The sequence below is a fragment of the Arenibacter sp. 6A1 genome (genome assembly GCF_012272855.1).
Classification (GTDB): Bacteria; Bacteroidota; Bacteroidia; order Flavobacteriales; family Flavobacteriaceae; genus Arenibacter.
Genome location: NZ_JAAXCQ010000014.1, coordinates 40414 through 60640, shown reverse-complemented (window position 1 = coordinate 60640; position 20227 = coordinate 40414). Strand labels below are relative to the sequence as shown.

At 39.5% G+C, this 20227-nt stretch carries 8 protein-coding genes; 6 read left to right on the top strand and 2 right to left on the bottom strand.

Annotation, left to right across the window (positions count from 1 at the left end; genetic code table 11):
* Positions 1-386 precede the first annotated feature (386 nt).
* The 6 genes from HCG49_RS13295 to HCG49_RS13270 all read left to right on the top strand — a co-directional run bounded on the left by HCG49_RS13295 (position 387) and on the right by HCG49_RS13270 (position 13273).
* On the top strand, positions 387-1577 hold the full coding sequence (locus HCG49_RS13295; RefSeq protein ID WP_168470026.1) for a cytochrome-c peroxidase: 1191 nt from the start codon (positions 387-389) through the stop codon (positions 1575-1577).
* 11 nt (positions 1578-1588) lie between these two features.
* Entirely contained in the window at positions 1589-3112 is a 1524-nt protein-coding gene (locus HCG49_RS13290) for a parallel beta-helix domain-containing protein (protein WP_168470025.1), read from the top strand.
* A 20-nt stretch (positions 3113-3132) separates the two neighbouring features.
* Positions 3133-6219, top strand: coding sequence for a SusC/RagA family TonB-linked outer membrane protein (locus tag HCG49_RS13285; RefSeq protein ID WP_168470024.1), 3087 nt, complete (start codon positions 3133-3135; stop codon positions 6217-6219).
* An 11-nt stretch (positions 6220-6230) separates the two neighbouring features.
* Positions 6231-7703 (top strand): SusD/RagB family nutrient-binding outer membrane lipoprotein, encoded by a 1473-nt coding sequence (locus HCG49_RS13280; RefSeq protein WP_168470023.1) that lies wholly within the window; start codon positions 6231-6233, stop codon positions 7701-7703.
* 110 nt (positions 7704-7813) lie between these two features.
* On the top strand, positions 7814-8716 hold the full coding sequence (locus tag HCG49_RS13275) for a PKD domain-containing protein (protein WP_168470022.1): 903 nt from the start codon (positions 7814-7816) through the stop codon (positions 8714-8716).
* A 531-nt stretch (positions 8717-9247) separates the two neighbouring features.
* Positions 9248-13273 carry a response regulator gene (locus HCG49_RS13270; protein WP_168470021.1) on the top strand — a complete coding sequence of 1342 codons (4026 nt, stop codon included), beginning with the start codon at positions 9248-9250 and terminating at the stop codon, positions 13271-13273.
* A gap of 100 nt (positions 13274-13373) precedes the next feature.
* Here the strand turns inward: HCG49_RS13270 and HCG49_RS13265 are convergent, their stop codons facing one another.
* The gene (locus tag HCG49_RS13265; RefSeq protein ID WP_205764398.1) at positions 13374-16751 is read right to left on the bottom strand and encodes a VCBS repeat-containing protein; all 3378 of its coding nucleotides are present in this window, start codon (positions 16749-16751) and stop codon (positions 13374-13376) included.
* A 10-nt stretch (positions 16752-16761) separates the two neighbouring features.
* The gene (locus tag HCG49_RS13260) at positions 16762-20133 is read right to left on the bottom strand and encodes a VCBS repeat-containing protein (protein ID WP_168470019.1); all 3372 of its coding nucleotides are present in this window, start codon (positions 20131-20133) and stop codon (positions 16762-16764) included.
* Positions 20134-20227: the final 94 nt, after the last annotated feature.

Sequence of the window (20227 nt, the reverse complement as noted above, 5' to 3'; positions counted from 1 at the left end):
TCGTTTCTCCTAACTATTTCACAAGCCAATCATCTCCTTTTAGCCTTGTGAACCTAGTATTATAAAAATGGTGGACTCCCCCTCTTTAGGAAGTCCACCATTTTTAATTTTCCAAAGTACATATTTCCTCTTTTAAAAGTACCCACAATTACTGTTTATACATTATGCAGCACATTCCAGAGAATGTGCTTCCCGTTCTATTGGGTAATAAAAATCTTTTCTAGGAAATACTCCAGCCAAAAGTGCCCCATTCATCACAGTATAGCCACTTTTCGTCACAAAGCCCCTAAAATACTAAGGTTTTTCTACTATTCTATTTTAATTCGTAATCGAGTGCAGTTTGCATTCTTCGAGTTTTTTCACCCAACCTATCTGCTTAATAATTTATGAACGGAAGTAGTCTAGTGCTAAAATCAGTAGTTTCGGGAGTGATCCTGATAATTTCCCTTTTTTATTTTCTCCCAAAAAAAGTTTCCGAAACCTATGAACCAATTCCAAAATTAAAGTCGCAATGCCCTCCCGGTTTTATAAAAAACGATCAGAACGAATGTATTGCCCTCAATCTGTACCAACAATACGATTCACCCCATAATAAGGGTGTTGGCGGTTTGCAGACTTCACTTCCTGAAATTCGTGATGGCTTTTCCCCACAGGAAATTGATTTAGGGCGCTATTTATTTTTCGACCCTGTTCTTTCGGGTGACGGCACTATTTCATGCGCTAGCTGTCACGATCCCAAAAAGGGATTTTCAGATGGCCTCCCCACTAGTATTGGTAGTCATGGGCAAAAATTAACCCGCGGCGCACCTTCACTTTGGAACGTTGCCTACCTTAAGAAGCTTTTCTGGGACGGACGGGCCACCACTTTGGAAGAACAAGCCCAAGGACCATTATTTTCTGAGGTGGAAATGGACAATACCCCCGAAAACCTTTTAAATAGTTTGAATGCCATCGATACTTATAAATTGATGTTCGCGGAGGCCTTTCCTGGTAAAAAACCTTCCGAAGACATCAAATTAAACGAAATTTATACTGCCCTTTCTGCTTTTCAAGCATCGTTAATTTCCTTAAATAGCAAATACGACCAATATGCTCACGGGTATCACGATGCCCTAAATAAAAATGAAATTGAAGGGTTGAACATCTTCCGTTCCTTTGTAGCCCGTTGCGCAGAATGTCATACTCCCCCACTTTTCACTAATCAACAGTTCGCTGTTATAGGCTCACCAGAACCAAACGGACTACCGCTAGACCCTGGTGCCGAAATACCTTTTAAGGATAAAACCTTACGAGGGGCCTTTAAAGTGCCCAGCCTTCGAAATATCGAAAAAACCGCCCCCTATATGCATTCGGGAAATTTTCAAACCCTTCGTGAAACCATAAAATTTTATACCGACGGCCGGGGCCACGCCGTACCTGACGATGAAGAGCTAATCGTTCACTGGCACATTTGGGAACCCAATCTAACTGATTATGAATTGGATAGATTGGTCGACTTTCTAAAAACTTTGACAGATGAAACTTTTACACCACAGGTACCAGAAAACTTGCCTTCTGGAATAAAACCATCCATTTAAATCTAAAACAAATGAAATCAACATTTTTTAAAATTATCGGCGCAATTGTCTTTTTGGCAATAGGTGTTTTTTTGGGAAAATCCTTTTTTGCCACCCCGTATAAAGATACTGTACCAATTCCGTCACCCATAGGCTATCGCATGACAACCGATGCCAACGATACCCTTATTAGAAAGACCCTCACATACGACGGTGAGATTATCGAAGTAAAGGATGGCGGCTCCATTCAAGATGCCGTAAAAAAAGCAAATCCAGGAGATTTGATCCGCGTTTATCCAGGCACTTATTCTGAAAACGTGTATATCGATAAAGACAATATCGGTCTCCAAGGAGTGGTTATAAACGGAAAATGGCCCACTTTGGATGGAAAAAAAGAAATCAACGATGCTTTTCTTTATTCTGGCAACGGGATATTAATAGAAAGTTTTAAGATCATTAATTACAAGGGCAATGGCATTATGGGCCAGGCCGGTAATAATTTTGTTATTCGCAACAATTGGATCATTGACACCGGGGTGTACGGTATCTTTCCACAATATGGGAAAAATGGATTGATCGAGCACAACGTTTGTAGTAAAATTGAAGATGCTGCCATTTATGTGGGCATGTGCGACAATGTTGATGTGTTACACAATGAAGTCTTTGATAATGTGGCTGGTATCGAAATTGAGAATTCTAGGCATTGTTTGGTGGCAAACAATTATGCACATAACAATACGGGGGGGATATTGGCTTTTGTAACTCCCGGGCTTCCGATAAAAACAACATACGATGTGATCATAAGAGACAACTTCGTTGTCAATAATAATACTCCTAATTTTGGCGCCCCAGGATCAACAGTAGCGGGTGTTCCCGCGGGCACAGGTATTCTTATTATGGCGGCCGATGATGTAATCGTGGAAAACAACATTATAACAGGGAACAATAATACGGGTATCACCATTGTGGATTTGGCCACAGGTGCCCCTAAAGCCAACGATCCTAATTCTGAAGGAAATCCGGATCGGGTAGTGATATTAGATAATATCATGTACGACAATGGAAATAATCCCACCGGTGAAATAAAGGCAATCATGCTCAGTCAATTGGACACCAAGGGGCCCGATATTTTTGCCTACGGGGGTGGTACCGGCAGTACCATCAGGGATAAAAACAAATACCGCTCTTTTGGTATCGATGATTGGGGTCCGGCCCAAATTACGGACACCAAAAACGTTCGTACCTATATGCTGCCCGAACCAGTAGCACCAAGATCTGTAAGCAAGGAAGAACTAGGTAAAATAACCTATTACGGCATCTGTGCCGGATGCCATGCATTTGGTAACCGATTAATAGGTCCACCCACGGAAATTATCCAGGCGATTCACAATAACAATCCACAGGGTATTGTCGATTATATAACCAACCCGAAGAACCTTCGGGACGACTATCCTGAAATGCCTCCCCAAAACTATTTGTCCGATGAGGTAAAAATGGCGGTCGCAGAGTATATTTTAAAATTGAAACCTGATAATGAGACCTCCCTAAACCAATAACCATAAAACAACCAAACCAAATGAAAAACCTTATAATTTTATCGATTCTGATGGTTTTTACCATTTCAGGAATAGCGCAAACAGCGGTTTCCGGTAAAGTGTCAGAAAAAGGCTCCAATATGCCCTTGGCAGGTGTCAGTGTGGTTCTAAAGGGCAGCACGCTAGGAACATCAACAGATTTTGATGGTAACTACTCCTTCAGTCAAGTTGGTAAAGATGCTATTTTGGAATTTTCGTATATCGGATTCAAGTCGTTGGAAGTTCCTGTTTCGGGACAAACCACCATCAATGTCGCTCTTGAAGAGGACGACCAATTATTGGATGAGGTCGTGGTTACCGCCCTTAATATCCAAAGAGATAAGGAATCCCTAGGCTACTCTATTTCACAAGTCTCATCAGAGGAAGTCAATGTTGCCCGAGAGAATAATGTGATGAACTCATTATCCGGAAAAGTCTCCGGATTACAGATTACACAATCCAATACAGGTGTCGATGGCTCTAGCCGAGTCCTGTTAAGAGGAATCACTACCATTAATGGTAACAACAGACCGTTGGTGGTTGTTGATGGTATTCCCATCAGTAATGGATCTGGTGGTGCTGGTGGCTTCGGGGGTGTTGACCGCGGAGATGCCCTTTCTGATATAAATCCAGATGACGTAGCTTCCATTAGTGTGCTAAAAGGAGCAGGTGCCGCTGCCGCTTACGGTTCCTTGGGCATGAATGGCGTTATTTTGGTGACCACTAAATCTGGCGTTAGAAAAAACGGCATCGGAATCTCTTTGAATTCTTCCTTTTCGTTTACAGATGTTGCCTTGACCCCCGATTTTCAAAATGAATACGGTACTGGGGCATTTGCTGATTTTGCGCCGATAAATTCAGATGGCAGGCCCGTTCTTGACTATCCCTTTTCTTGGAGTTGGGGGCCTAAAATGGAAGGACAATCCTATACGAACTGGCTAGGGCATCAAGATACTTACTCCGCTAATCCAAATAGAGATCCTTATAAGGAATTTTATCAAACCGGATTTACCTTTTCAAACACCTTGGCCTTTGAAGGCCGCAACGATAAGGGCTCTTTCCGGATCGCAATAACCGATGAAGAAGGTCAAGGAATTATCAGTAATAATACTTTAAATAAACAGACTTTTAGTATGAGGGGCACTTCCAAACTAACTGATAAATTTAGCATAGACGGAAAAATGACCTATCTCACCTCTAAAGTTAGCAATAGACCAGAATTAGCGGAAGGTAGCGGCAATACCGCATTACAACTTTCTCTAATGCCAAGAGATATACGGTTGAATGATGTTGCAAACAATACTAAAAACTCTAATGGCGAGGAAATAAAATGGAATTTGGACAACACTTTCAATAATCCTTATTGGACTTTGGAAAATACTGGTAATCTTGATAAAAAAGACCGTTTTCAAGGATTTATTGCTGCGGATTGGGATATAAGTAATAAGTTCAATATTACTGCGAAATCGGGTATGGACTATATAGTATATGACTTTACCAGCTATGGTGCAAGGGGTGCACAGGCCGTTAGCAATGGATTGGGTTCGTATAGACACGACAGTGGAAAAAGCAGCATATGGAATTCCGATATTCTTGGAACCTACACAGCTAATATATCTAATTTCAATGTTACCCTAAGTATAGGATCTACCTATCGCAACGAATTTAGTAGTGCGTTAAATGTTTCAGGGAATGATGCTAAAGTTGATGATTTTTATGTAATTAGCAATTATAAGAACGCCTTCAGTGATGAAAACATAACCAAAAAAGCGATATACTCTTTCTATGGGTTAGGGCAGTTTAGTTATGGTGGTTACCTTTATTTTGATGCTACCCTTAGAAATGATAATTCTTCGGCCTTACCCAAAGCCAATAATTCCTACTGGTACCACTCTGAGAACGTGAGTTTATTGTTCACAAAATTATTGGGCATCACCTCTAATGTAATAAGCCAAGGGAAAATAAGAGGATCTTTTGCTAAAGTAGGAAATGATACCAGCCCTTATCGTACTCAAGCAGTTTATAATGTAAACCAAACTGTCTCCCTCCCCTACACCATGGCTTCTATTTCCGGAAGTCTACCTTCTTTTGATTTGCGACCGGAAGTTTCTCAATCATGGGAAGTTGGTGCCGATGTAGGTTTTTATAAAAACCGTATCCAATTAGATGTTACGTACTACCAAACCAATACTACAAATCAAATTATGGCGGTTCCCATTTCTGGAACAACCGGATACTCCTCAAAAGTAGTCAATGCTGGGGAGATTGAAAATAAAGGTTTTGAAGCTCAATTGAACTTAACCCCATTAGACGCTAAAAATGTCTCCTGGGACCTAGGGTTTAACTTTACCAAAAGCAACTCTAAAGTAGTTTCCTTAAACGAAGGCCTAGAAAGCATTCAATTAGGCAGTTTATGGACGGCTTCGGTGGAAGCACGACCAGGTCAAGAATTCGGAACTATTTATGGTAATGATTTTTTAAGGGATAATTTTGGAAGAAAAATAATTGGAGATGACGGCTATGCCAAACGTGGCGATCGAATCGCTCTAGGAAATATTAACCCCGATTGGTACGGTGGATTTACCAATAAAATACGCTTTAAAAACCTTACTTTAAATACTTTGGTAAGTGCCCAGGTAGGTGGTGAATACTATTCGTATGGTCGCGGATACCGAATGTTTTTTGGTACAGATGCCCGTAGTTTAGTGGGCAGGGAAACTGGAATAATAGAAGAAGGCATCAACGAACACACAGGTTTTCCCAATGATGTTACAGCGGGTGCCATGTTAAAACAATTCTCGGATATTTTCTCAAATGAAATAGCAACAGACCTTATGCTAGATGCTACCAATGTAAAACTTAGGGAGGTTGCCTTGACTTTTGATTTTCCTAAAAGCATGTTGCGCGGCACTTTTATACAATCGGGAAGTTTGTCAGCTGTGGGTAGAAATTTACTCTTTTTATATAACGCGGCTGGCGACATAGACCCAGAAGCCACCTATAGCAGTGGTCCAACCAGTACTGCTTTTGAACATTCATCTTTACCCTCTACAAGAAGCTATGGGATGAATTTAAAAATCAACTTTTAATACTGACAACTATGAAAACTATACAATATTTTAAACTAAAAATAGTAGTTCTGGCAGTGGTGGGAACGGTATGCCTTTCTTGTGAGAGCCATTTGGATGAGCTGTATGAAAATCCGAATGCAGTAACTACAATAGACGATTCTGCACTATTCACTAAAGCAGTTAGAAGTTTATTTCTATCAACAACAGATCAAGCATCCTCACGTTTCGCAGGCCAACTCGCACACTGTTATGTGGCAGGAAGCACATGGCGAGCGCCTGATCAGTACGGAGATGGTTTTGACGATGACTACAATGATATAATGAATGATTTATACGGAGGTACTATACGCCATATAGAAGAGATATTGGAACTTACCTCCTCGGGCCACAGCTCCAATAAGGTCCGGAATGCTATGGCCAATGTAATTGCCGTGTTAGGGTATGCTAAAATCACGGATGCCTTTGGAGACATACCCTATACGGAAGGCGGCAAAGGTAAATCTAAAGACATCTTACAACCAAAATATGATACACAGGAAAGTATTTATAAGGATATGATCGATAGGTTAACAAATAGTATTTTGGTGTTAAAAACTGCTAGCCCTTCTTTGGGATACCCTAATTCGGACCCTGTTTTTGATAATGATTTGGATAAATGGGTTCGTTTCGCCAACAGCGTTCGGCTTCGCTTGGCTATGCGATTGCGTTATGCGGATACTGGTTTATCGCAGTTTACTGTCGCACAATGTCTGTCGCAACCCTTAATGGAAAGTCCCGAACACGATGCTTTTTTGATAGAGACCGAAGGTACCGGAAATGCATGGTTTACCAGAAGAACCGGATTCCCTTCCATAAAAATGTCTACCCTATTTATCGATCAACTACAGGGTACAAACGATCCAAGATTAGCGGTATTTGTCAGTACGGATCAAAATGGGCAGTATTCTGGAATTACCAACGGACTTACAGATCGGGCTTTTGGAAATTCCAATTTTGCTAATTTATCCAATATGGGGCTTGCCTTATCTTCCTCCGATAGCAAACTGTATGTAATGACCGCTGCAGAAACATGGCTGCTTAGAGCAGAAGCAGCTCTTGCATACGACAATGACCCTGCAAAGGCCAACTTACTTTTTAGAAAGGGCATCGAAACTTCCTTAAACCAATGGGCTGTAGAAACAGCAGACATCGAAACTTTTATGGCTTCTCCATCGGCATCCCTAGCGGGCACTAACGATGAAGAACAAATTGGGGTACAATTGTGGTTGGCCCTGACTCCGGATTTCTTTGAGTCATGGTCCCATATTCGTCGTACTGGTTATCCTGCTATAGCCGTTCGTACCGACGACAATTTGTCTAAAGGTGCAACTAATGGTATTATGCCTACTCGATTCAATTACTCGTCTTTTGAGCTTGGTTCCAATACGGCCAATACAAATGAGGCTATCAACAGACAAGGGCCCAATAAAATTGACACCCCAATTTGGTGGGATAAGAATTAAGAGATTAATTACTGAAATATAAGACCTATAAATTGAGCACGACCGAAAACTGATCGCTAATACGAATGAAGTAATGCGAATAACCTATGACCATCAAAAACAATACACAGATGAAAAATATTAAAATATTCAGTCTTTTAATTTTCGCCCTAACTATGGCGAATTGCAGTAATGATGCACCAGTGACCGCTTTAGCTGATTTCCAGTTTTTAATTAAAGACACCCAGGTGACTTTTAACGGTACGGTTGAAAATGCAACCACAATCTCATGGGATTTTGGAGATGGAGCAACGAGTTCAGAGGAGGATCCTGTTTATGTATTTAAAAGCCCAGGCACATATGATGTCTCCATGACCGTTAGTGGCACAAATGGCACATTTACCGAAACGAAGCAAGTAACAATTCTGCCTTCATTTGAAATACTTCTTACTGGAGGTCAAGGTAGACCCGAAGGTAAAACCTGGAGATTAAAAAAGGCCTATACCGCAGGTAAGGATGGTGCAGGGTTAATTATAAACGACCTTAGCCTTTTAATAGCATCCTTTGATAATTTGTTAGCCGCCGTTGGATTGGGCGCTTCTTATGAGGATACCTTTACTTTTGTCTACGATGGTACTTATAAGGTTGATAATACTGATGGCCAAAGCCTTATGGGGATCATACATGCTAGCGCTTTTCATGGAGCTAATATTACTGCCGTTTCAGCAGACCTCGCTAACGTACCCTTGGCTCATGCAGTATATACACCTAATCCGGATGCCACCTGGGAAGTAAGCAAAGAAGATTTCACGATTAATACGCTCTATCCACAAGTAGGCCCTATGAGTGTACATTTTACAGGAAAGCAAAGACTTATCTTGGACGAATATCTAGGTTTTAAGGAAACCAGTAACATAGTTATTATTAAAGAGATTACCGAAACAACTATGAATGTAGCCATGGGAATCCATACAGAAGAGACTGCCTATGACATCCCAACATTGTTTTTTCATCTGACATTGGAATCCTTATAAACCTTGGAATACGCCTTAGATAAAGACCTTCGTTGCTATACTACCATAATTTTATAGATATCCCCAAGTGAGTTCTTTTTGGGGATATTTCATAAATTAATTTAAAGCGCATTGATTTGATATATCGTTATGGAAGGACTCTCTTTTACTGGTGTAAAATGGACTTAGGCATTTTTAATTTCGCCATACCCTTGGCATGTCCGGGTTCACTAAAATAAACAAAGGGCGATAATAACCACCCCTTGTCCCAAACAAACAACTCAAAAAAACTAACAACTTAAAAACAACCATTTTTATTTCACAAGTATCGTGTAACAGTCTATGCTCTTCTTGTAAGCCCAATCTCGCTAACATCATCCTTACTTTTCAATAATACATTACAAACAATATAAGTTGTTATAACAAATTCCGATATCTATGACACAATTTCACGAAATATTACGTACTCGGGTTAGTTTGTCTTTTTTTCGGAAATATTTTAAGAATTTATTAACAAATCCCTATTTTTACGAAAGACCTGAATAAACTTATATGAGTTCTAAAAAGATTGTTTTTCTAATCTCCCTAGTTACCTTTTTTATTGGGAATAAGACCTTCTCACAAATTGTCAACTACAACACCAAGGATGGATTGGTCTTTAATAATGTAGAGCATATAAGTGAAGATGATGAAGGACTTATCTATATTGCTACAGGTGAAGGCTTAAACATTTTTGATGGAAGTCAGTTTGTCCTTTTCAATTTGCACAATACCGAAGGTTTTAGCAATAAGATATCACAAACTTTATTTTTAAAAAAAGGATTGGTTTTGATCGGTACGCGTGACAAGGGACTTTTTTTATTGGATAAATTCAAAAAAACAATCGTTCCTTTAGTCATTGAAAAAATGAAGTTAGAAAATTTGGCAGGCATTTCCTCCTTGTTTTTAGACAGTAATGACAAGGTTTGGGTAGGCAGTGATCATGGAACCCTATTTTCATTTCCCCTGTCAGATATCGATTCAAAATCCTCTGATTACCAAATCTCGGATCCGGAAGTACTCACTACACTTTCTGGGGCAATTCATACCATTCTCGAAGTGCACGGTAGCTTGCTCATTGGCAATGAAAGTTCTAAAATCACAAGGGTCAAGAAAATAAACAACAATTATATTCTTGATCAACCTATAGAGGTGAAGGGTACCTCTAGGATAAGGAGCCTAGCCGTTCATAGCGGCGACTTGCTTTTAGGTACGGACAAGGGGCTTTTTAGAGTGGTGAATACTGTCTTGGAAAAAAACAACCTCCTTTATACCCTTACAGATCCCTGGAAACTGGAGCACACCGAAATCCGGTCACTGAGTGTTCATCAAAATTCTATTTGGACAGGTACAGAAGAACATGGAGTATATAAGTTTTCTACCGATGGTAAGAAACTAGAGCATTTCCAATACGACCAGAATAAACAAAATAACCTGCACTCCAATTATGTATTGACCCTCTACACTGACAGTAATAATAATCTTTGGATTGGTACTTGGTTTGGAGGAATGAACGTAATCGATTTAAGCGAAAAAAATTATTCGGTTATCCATGATGCGAAAAATGAGAAGAATCTATTCTCAAATATTATCTGGGCGATGGCCAAATTACCCGATGGTAGAATTTTCGTAGGAACACATGGTAATGGACTTGGAGAACACACTCAAAACCATAAAAATTTTCAATCTGTTGCATCCAACAAGGAAATAAAATCTATATCATCGCTTTATTATGATCCTATCACTAAACTCCTCCTTATTGGCACTTGGGGCAACGGAATTAAGACATACGATCCCCATACCCATAAATTAGTTCCCAATAAGTACGATTTTGGATTATTAGATAAAGATCGTATCTACAGCATCACACGGGGGCCCAATGATAACTTATGGATAGGTAGCTCCGAAAAAGGATTGTATAGGTTATCAAAGAGCAAATTGCAATTGCAGAAAATTGACCTTCCTAAGGAAACGGAAGCAAATCCTACAGATATAAGGAGTCTGATAAGCGACAACAAAAACAATATACTATGGGCCGGATCTTCAAAAAATGGTATTTTTTCCATAAAACTTGATGAGATCGGCAACATAGCGCGCATAAAACAATATGAAACTTTTGGCGCTAAAAATGATAAAATATTTGTAGAAAACCTATATCTCCATGACAATGATGACTTATGGATTCTTTGTAGAAATGGCATTGGGATTGTAAAACCTAACCAAGCTCCAAAACGCTATCCTTTAATAGATGGTTGTGTGGTTACAGGAATAGCCTCGGATGCCTCCGGAAATTTATGGGCCGGTACTTATAAAGGTATTTTTAAGCTAGACCCGGAAGCGGTGACCGCAACCTATACACTGTCGGAATACTCTTGTTACGATTTGTTTTATGACGCTATGGACAATACTATTGTCGTTGCCACTGACAATGGACTTCTAAAAATAAAACCAGACGAACCTATCCGCCTTCCTCCTTTTCCAACCCTAATGTTTTCGGAATTACACACCTTAAATCAAGCTATTTCACCTCAAACAGAATTTCATGGACAAGTGATCTTGCCCCAAAACCTAAATTACTCCGATACTATTATTCTACCCCACAACAGTCAATCTTTTTCCATTGGTTTTAACGCCTTGACTTTTACCGGGAAGAAGAAAGTACGCTTGCGACATAGGCTCAACAATTTTGAAAAAGAATGGAGAGAATCTACCGGTATATCCAATATTGCCAATTACACCAATGTACCATCGGGCACCTATGAACTAGAAGTAAAAGTAGGCCACGAACATCTTGGTTGGAACCCTCAATCCAGAAAGATTACCATTATAAAATTAAAGCCCTGGTGGGCCACACCTCTGGCATATTTGGCTTACTCCCTTTGTCTGGCACTTATACTGTATCTCATTTTTATAGAGGTAAGGGCACGTATTCGAATAATCCAGGCCTTGAAAATCGAAAAAATAAAACAAGAGCGAAATCACGAGCTCTACCAACAAAAACTTTCCTTTTTTACGAATGTATCACATGATCTACGCACCCCGTTAACCCTTATAATTGGTCCCCTGGAAGAAATGCTTTCCACTGGCGATATAGAGCAAAAATTTCATAAAAAGCTGATTCGAATGCATAAAAATGGGCAGATGCTATTAAATATTGTAAATCAGATCCTGAATTTTAGACAGGCCGAAAGCAATATCATGAATGTAGAATTGGAACAAATTAATCTCAATGTTTTTGTGAAGAGTATCTGCTCTCAATTCTACGAAATGGCCCAAACCAATAAGCTGGATTTTGAAGTATCATGTCCGGATGAAAAAATAATTCTGGTTGCTGATTCCAATAAATTAGAGTCTATTTTGGTTAATTTAATCTCTAATGCTATAAAATTCACTCCAATATATGGGGAGGTAACGGTACAGGTATATAATGATAACGACTACATTTCTATTAGTGTCATGGACAGCGGGATTGGCATTCCTAAGGAGGAATTGGATTCTATTTTTCTCCAATTTTTCAGATCCAAGAAATGTGAAGATTTGCAAGGCAACGGAATCGGTACTACTTTAATAAAAAAATATACGGAAATACACAATGGCAAAATTGAGGTTCACAGCGTAGAAAATGAGGGGACCGAATTTATTGTTCATTTCCCTATAATCCATGAACTCTCTAAATACCCCCATCATGTTATTCATTCCAATCCAGACTTTAGTACGGATACTTTTCCGAAAATTGAGATTACCTCTTCAAATCCAAAAAAGCACTCCGTGTTAATAATAGATGATAGCGAGGATATTAGAGACTATTTAATGGAAATACTAGAAGGTGAATATAAGGTCTTTACCGCAGATAATGGTAAGGAAGGGCTTTCTGTAACCAATAACAACATGCCAAATTTGGTTATTACCGATATAATGATGCAAGGTATGGATGGAACAGAGGTATGCAAGCATATAAAGTCCAATGTAAACACCTCTCATATTCCGGTCATATTATTGACCGCAAAAACATCTATGGATTCTCAAATTGAAGGCTTTGAAAAAGGTGCAGACGCCTATATAGAAAAACCATTTAACAGTAGGCTTTTATTGACCCGGGTAAAGAAACTAATAGAACAAAAGGAGGCTTTGAGAAAGAAAATGTTGGAGTCGGACACGCTGTTAGGGGAAACCCAGCCACAATCTGTGGACGAACGGTTTATTGAAAAAATCATTGGTCTTATAGAATCCAATATTTCGGATTCCGAATTTTCGGTTCAAAGTCTAATTGAAAATATGGATATGAGTCAGGACCAACTTTATAGAAAAATAAAGGCACTGACCGGACTATCCATTAACCATTTTATTCGTTTAGTACGACTAAAAAAAGCAGCCCGATTACTTGCCCAAGGAGATCATACTGTTAGCGAGGTTTTATTTATGGTCGGATTTAACAACCCGTCTTATTTTACCCGATGTTTTAAGGCGGAATTTGGAGTACTGCCCCGAGAATACAGTCCATCTAGCCCCCTGTCGTTGATCCAAAAGGATTCCGATTAGGGTTCCGATGGAACTGTCTACCGCTTTTCAATATAAAACTTTCTCGGACTATGTGTGTTTTTAAATTCCCAATGCTCTTAAAACACCTTGGTTGGGGCTATTAGTATGTAATAATTTTTAATGGTCCATCGTTTACACCGACTACCATCGCCCTTTTGTTTCCTAATTTTAACGATTTTAATTCCTTTACATCATAAGGAAGATTTAAGCCGCTCTCCATCATGGAGATGGCCTTAAAGCCGAATGTTCCGTTTCCCTTTAAAAAGAGTCCGATCCCTGCATCATTGCGTGGTGTTTCTACTTCTGAGCCATACATATTCCCTGCTAGGATAAGGTCTAATGCCCCATCTTTGTCCACATCGGTAATTAGGATATCGTTAATGCTAGATACTTGGGCCTCTATGGGTAACTCATGTGTTTTAAAATTCCCATTTCCCAAATTCTCAAGAGCAATACTTTGGAACATATACGCCTTATACTCCAAGGATTTACTTAATTGATCCTCCCCATATACTTCGCTCAGCGATGCCGAGGCAAAGGTATCGTAGTTTGGAAAGATTTGTTTCAATCCAGGAATTTGCTGAGATGAGCAGGATCTACCTCTCAATGGATAATGTTCCCCGTAATTATAGTATCCCAGTACAATATCATTTTTCCCATTTTGGTCAAAGTCACCATAATTCACCGTAAAGGGCTCTTCGGGACTAGCTTTATATTTGTAATTAAGCCCTAGATTCCCAATTATATAATCGTCGTCACCGTCCCCATCCAAATCTGCTGCTTGTACGCTGTACCACCAGCCCGTTGTGTTTTTAAGGGAGTTTGACAAGTCCATTTTTTTAAAATGACCTTCTTTGTTTTCCAGTACGGTTACTGGCATCCACTCCCCTACAACTATAAGGTCTAAATCCCCGTCATTATCAAAGTCTGTCCAAGAAGCATCTGTTACCATACCCAGATCCATAAGATCTTTAATAATTACTTTCTTAAACTGAAGAACACCTTCTTCCTTCCAATTGTTTTTCAATAGATAACTTTCCGCTGGTTCGGGGTAATTACCGGGCACTTGCCTCCCACATACGAACAGGTCCATGTCTCCATCCTTGTCATAATCTGCCTTAATTACCCTCGAGCCGCTTGCTGTTAGTTGCGGCAATGCCGATTGTAACAAGGAAAAATTGCCGTTGCCATCATTGGTATAAAATCTGTCCTGATATAATTCAATTCCCTTTTCGTATTCATTGCCGCCACTTACTACATACAAATCCAAATCCCCGTCCAAGTCGGCATCGATAAATTCAGCCCCCATATCCTCATGATAGGGATAACCTGTATACGCTTCCACCCCTGATTTGTGGAAGGTTCCGTTTACAGCTTGAAAAAAGACACTTCCGCTATGACCTACTGCTCCTCCAACGAAAAAATCATCAAGTCCATCTCCGTTAACATCCCCTACGGTCAGACCCGGACCAAAGGCAGACATTTTATGAGGCAACAACACTTCCCTTTCAAAGTCATCAAAAAAATTTTCTTGATGTATTTGATCGAGGTTAATCTCATTGGTAATGTCCTCAAAAAGCCTGTCTATTTTTTTTTGCTTCCCTAGTACAGTAGTTTTTAATTTTGCCCGATCAATTGTGAGTATCTGATTGGATTTAATTTTGTGTAGCACCGAGGAACCCCCATCGTACCATGAAATTACCAAACTATCAATTTTTTTGCTTCTTCCCAGTCCAAAATGGATGAGGCTTTCACTACTCGAATAAAATCCTCTTGCACTGGTCAACTCCCCTATCTGTACTCCTCCATCATAATAAATACTGGCCCTAGTCCCAAAAAAGCTCTTGTGCTTATTAGCTTCCGTAAATTTTATGTTGAGGAAATTATTCTTGGTCAATTTATTCGAATTATTCTCATAGATAAATGCAACATCATCAACATTATTCACTACTAGATCTAAATCCCCGTCATTGTCCAAATCTCCATAGGCCGCCCCAGAAGAAAATGAAGGTTGATCGATTCCCCACTCTTCAGACGCTTTTGCAAAATTTAACCCACCCTTGTTCTTAAAAACATAGTTGGGTATTTTTTGGGAGGGAAAAAACGCCAATATACTATCCAATGAAACTAACCCCCGAATTTCATTTAGGTTCGAAGACGCATTTTTAATTTGGTGTTTTTCTACAATACTGGACAAATAGGCATCTATATTTCTAAGAGCATCCGTATTCCTAATATCTTTCTTAATGCCATTGGTAACATACAGATCCTGAAACCCATTGTTATCAAAATCTGCAAACAGCGCTGACCAGCTCCAATCGGTATTGGACATTCCCGCTAATTGCCCTATTTCGCTAAAAACAAGGTTGCCATTGGCATCGCTCCCGTTGTTCATTTGTAGGGTATTGAACATATACTGGTAATGACCACCAAGATTTACTATATTCCAAAACTCCTCTGGGTTCATGCCTCCCATATTTGCCTTAAGTCGGTAGTTATCCTCTGCGACCATATCCATTACTGCCAGGTCTAACAGACCATCATTATTAATATCCCCTACATCCGAGCCCATACTAAAAAACGATATGTGCTTTAAATAGTCATTGGCCTTGTTGGTAAAGGTTCCGTCACCATTGTTTATATAAAAGAAATCGGGCCCTTCGTAATCATTGGTCACATAAAGATCTGGCCATTGATCATTATTAAAATCGCCCACTATAGAACTTAGGCCATATCCCACATTCTCCAAGCCTACAGCTGCAGTAACATCCTTAAACCCATTCCCTGTGTTTTCTAAAAACCGATAGGTAAGGTCTGGGCTAAGCCAATTCCTCCCTTTCAAGGGAGACAACAACGAAGGGTTGGGAGGTTGATTTATAAGGAACATATCAAAATCTCCATCCTTATCATAATCAAAAAAGTTAGCATGGATAGCTCTAAAAGGGTCGTTCAAATTATAGTCGCGAGCCGATTCCGTAAAAGTCAAATCCCCGTTATTGATGTATAGTTCATTTATTCTAAGTTCAGGATTATCATCGTATAAGTTCTTACATACGTAGATATCCTTAAAGCCATCTCCGTTAATATCCACGATATTTACTCCCTTAGACCATCCGCCTCTATCCAATATTCCGGATGCTTCGGTAATATCTCTAAATTTAAGGTTTCCTAGATTTAAATATAACCTATCCCGAACTTGGTTCCCGGCAAAATAAATATCCGGAAGTCCATCATTATTGATATCCTCTATGGCCACACCAGCACCATTGTAAAACAATTCATATATAAGTGCATTGGCCTCTTCGGTATCCGTTACCGCATTGTTAAAATCAATACCAGTACTAGTACTAGGCAATAAGGAAAATAGTTTTTCTGTGTTTGCTTTATTATGGGAGGTTTGAGCATGACCAAAATGTACACCAAAGGAGAAAAAAACAAGCCCATAAGCAATGTTGATCAATTTTCTATTATTCTTCATACGATCTTGATTATTCATTTATTTTAATAGCTCCGATTACGCCATTATTAACGGCACTTATGATCAGTTTATTCCCGGATGTATTTATCCGCTTTAACTTCTGAACGTCCCCCATTAGATACACCCCACTTTCCCTAGGTACTACCGGAGTAAACCCTCCCTTTCCATCTCCTTTTAGGAAGAGGCCGACACCAGCGTCGTTTCTTGTTGTCTCTATTTCTACGGGATACATATTGCCGGCCAACAGGATATCCTTATTGCCATCTCCATCAAAGTCTTCTAGCAGAATAGCATCTACATTGGATATTTGCGCTTCATTGGGAAGTGCTTTCATACTAAACTTTCCCTTCCCTTTATTTTCAAAATAGGCACTGGCAAAAGTTTTCGAGGAATAGTGTGTTGCGGACTGCAGGTTATCTTCCCCATAAACCTCTGTTAAGTTGGCGGTTGCAAATACATCATAACTCTGGAACCGTTTTGCAATCATGGGAATTTGTTCTGCGGAACAAGATCTGCCACGGAGCGGAAACTGTTCACCAAAATTATAGTAACTAAGCACTATATCCTTGGAGCCATTTTTATCAAAGTCACTGTAATGCACCTCAAAAGGCGTTTCCTCGCTAGCTTTGTACTTATAATTCAGCCCCAAATTACCCGCTACTAGGTCTAAATCCCCATCATTATCCATATCTGCAGCTGCCAAACTATACCACCAGCCCTCGGTATTGGGCAAGCCTTGAGAATGGGTTATATTTATAAACTTCTCCCCCGTATTTTTAATAAAGGTAATCGGCATCCATTCGCCGGTAAGAACAAGGTCTGTATTCCCATCTTCATCAAAATCGATCCATACGGCATCGGTAACCATTCCTATGTCCAATAAATCCTTGGCGACTGATCGGGTAACATCTTTAAAAGAACCCTTATTATTTTTCAATATCCTGCTACTAACTGGTGAGGGGTAATCCCAGGGTTTATGTCGCCCACCTATAAAAAGGTCCAGATAGCCATCCTTATCATAATCGAAGGCGCGCACTACCGAACCACTCTCGGTAAGCGAGGGAAGTTTACTCTTGGCAAGATTAAAAATTCCCTTTCCTTCATTTATATACAGTCTATCTTGATAATAATCGGTATTCGCTTCCCATTCATTGCCACCGCTCACTACATATAGATCTAGATCACCATCATTATCCATATCAAAAAATATGGCATCCAAGTCCTCATATTTAGCTGCTTCTCTCCAGGTTTCACTATCAACCTTCCTAAATTCCCCTGTTTTATTTTGTAGGAAAAGAGTTGGTTCATACCCCGACGCTCCCCCAACAAACACATCTTCTAAGCCGTCTCCATTGACGTCGCCTACTGCTAATGCTGGACCAAATTGAGACTGTTTATGGGGCAATAACACTTGAAGGTCAAAATCATCGAACTTGTTTTCTTGGTGTTCAAATGGAATCGCTTGGACTGTACTAAATAATGGGTTCTTCTTGGAAGTAGTATGACTATTCAATTTATGGGCATCTTCTAAATCAATAGTTAGGAATTGATTTGGCATTACATCCGTATAGACGGTAGTTTTCATATTTGGCCAAGTGATCTTGAGGGAATCTATCTTGTTATTTTCAGAAAATCCAAAATGGGCAATTTGTTCACTAGAGGAATACATCCCCCGAACACTTGTAAACTCGTAAAGCTGTCTTGTTTTTCCTTGTAGGGCCTCTACTCTTGCGCCTAGCATTGGGGTGTTCTTTTCTTTATCTGTTAAGTTTACCCGTAGGTAATTCTGATTTGCTTTATTCTCCCCATTATTTTGATATATAAACGCCCTGTCGTTCACGTTATTCACTATGAGATCTAAATCACCATCATTGTCTAGATCCGCATAAGCACATCCGGCCGAAAAGGTTTTTTGGGACAAACCCCATTCTTCGGACATTTTCTCGAAGGTCATTCCGTCCTTATTTTTGAAGGCGTAATTGGACAACCTTACCGAAGGAATATGGTTTAAAGTTTTCTCCAAATCAAGAATATCCCAAATAGACACATCCCCTGCATTGGGATTGTTCTTTACAAAATCATTGGCCACTGCGGTAACGTAGTTGGACACTGCCTTGTCGGAATCTGTATTTCGTATGTCCCTTAAAAGACCGTTGGTGACATAAATATCCTTTAAGCCATCATTATCGAAATCTGCAATAACATTGGACCAACTCCAATCAGTACTAGACACTCCTGCCATCTGTGCAATGTCACTAAATTGAGGGATTCCCGAGAAAACACCCTGATTTAACTGCAAAGTGTTATACATATATTGGTAATGCCCACCATTATTCACAATATTCCAGAATGATGTAGGATTCATACCGCTCATATTGGATTTAATTCGGAAATTATCCTCTGCCACCATATCAAGGACCATCAGATCTAAATTACCATCGTTATTGATATCCGCAGCATCGACTCCCATACTGAAATAGGAAATATGCTTTAAAGAGGTATCGATGATATTCGTAAAAGTCCCATCGGTATTATTCAAAAAAAAGGCATCTGGGGGACCAAAATCATGCGCTATGTAAATATCTGGCCATCCGTCATTATTGGCGTCAAATACCGAAACACTATTGGCGTTGCCAAGTTTAAAAACTCCTGCATCCATGGTAACGTCCGTAAATGTTTTATTACCATTATTTTTATACAGCCTTGGGGCAAATCTTTCTTGCGTACGGTCTACGCCGTACATTTCTGAAAAATTCCCTGGATTTGGGGGGTGATTAAGAAGAAAAACATCTAACAAGCCATCTTTGTTGTAATCCAAAAAAGCAGCATGTCTGGTCCTTTCGCTATTGTCTAGTCCGTATTCTGCCGCAGCTTCCTTAAATGTTGTTTTATGATCTAGATTGTCCTTAGTGGTGTTTATATAGAGCCTGTTCCTACGAATTTCAGGATTGCCATCATAAAGCTCCCTAGTCACATAAATATCTTGCCAACCATCGTTATTAATATCTCCAATGATTACCCCAGAAGACCAACCTCCATTATCTTCTATTCCAGAAGCCCGAGTAATATCCTCAAACTGTATTTCGCCCTTATTTATATATAATTGATCACTGACCAAATTTCCGGCGAAAAAAATATCCTGTAAACCATCATTGTTAAAATCACCTACTCCTACGCCTGCTCCACCATAAAAGTTTGAATAAATGAGGATATTACTGGCCTTGGTGTCCCTTATTGTGTTCTCAAAAGTTACTCCTGTCTTTCCAGGTTCCAATAAGGTAAATTGCTCTTGTTTTTGGGCTGTGGCAATTATGGGCAAAAGAAGTATTGTAGTTACCGTATATAGCCAAAAACAAAATGTGGATTCATAAGTTTTCATCATAATAAACCTAGTAAATAAAAATAAAATAAAGGAGGGTGCCCCCCTCCTTTATTAAACTAATTTAAAAATAACTAACATTGTTTAAGTGATAAGA

What these genes read in the sequence shown, in the direction of transcription:
- HCG49_RS13295 (WP_168470026.1), top strand. Translation starts at nt 387, where the DNA reads ATGAACGGAAGTAGTCTAGTGCTAAAATCAGTAGTTTCGGGAGTGATC.
- HCG49_RS13290 (WP_168470025.1), top strand. Translation starts at nt 1,589, where the DNA reads ATGAAATCAACATTTTTTAAAATTATCGGCGCAATTGTCTTTTTGGCA.
- HCG49_RS13285 (WP_168470024.1), top strand. Translation starts at nt 3,133, where the DNA reads ATGAAAAACCTTATAATTTTATCGATTCTGATGGTTTTTACCATTTCA.
- HCG49_RS13280 (WP_168470023.1), top strand. Translation starts at nt 6,231, where the DNA reads ATGAAAACTATACAATATTTTAAACTAAAAATAGTAGTTCTGGCAGTG.
- HCG49_RS13275 (WP_168470022.1), top strand. Translation starts at nt 7,814, where the DNA reads ATGAAAAATATTAAAATATTCAGTCTTTTAATTTTCGCCCTAACTATG.
- HCG49_RS13270 (WP_168470021.1), top strand. Translation starts at nt 9,248, where the DNA reads ATGAGTTCTAAAAAGATTGTTTTTCTAATCTCCCTAGTTACCTTTTTT.
- HCG49_RS13265 (WP_205764398.1), bottom strand. Translation starts at nt 16,751, where the DNA reads ATGAAGAATAATAGAAAATTGATCAACATTGCTTATGGGCTTGTTTTT.
- HCG49_RS13260 (WP_168470019.1), bottom strand. Translation starts at nt 20,133, where the DNA reads ATGATGAAAACTTATGAATCCACATTTTGTTTTTGGCTATATACGGTA.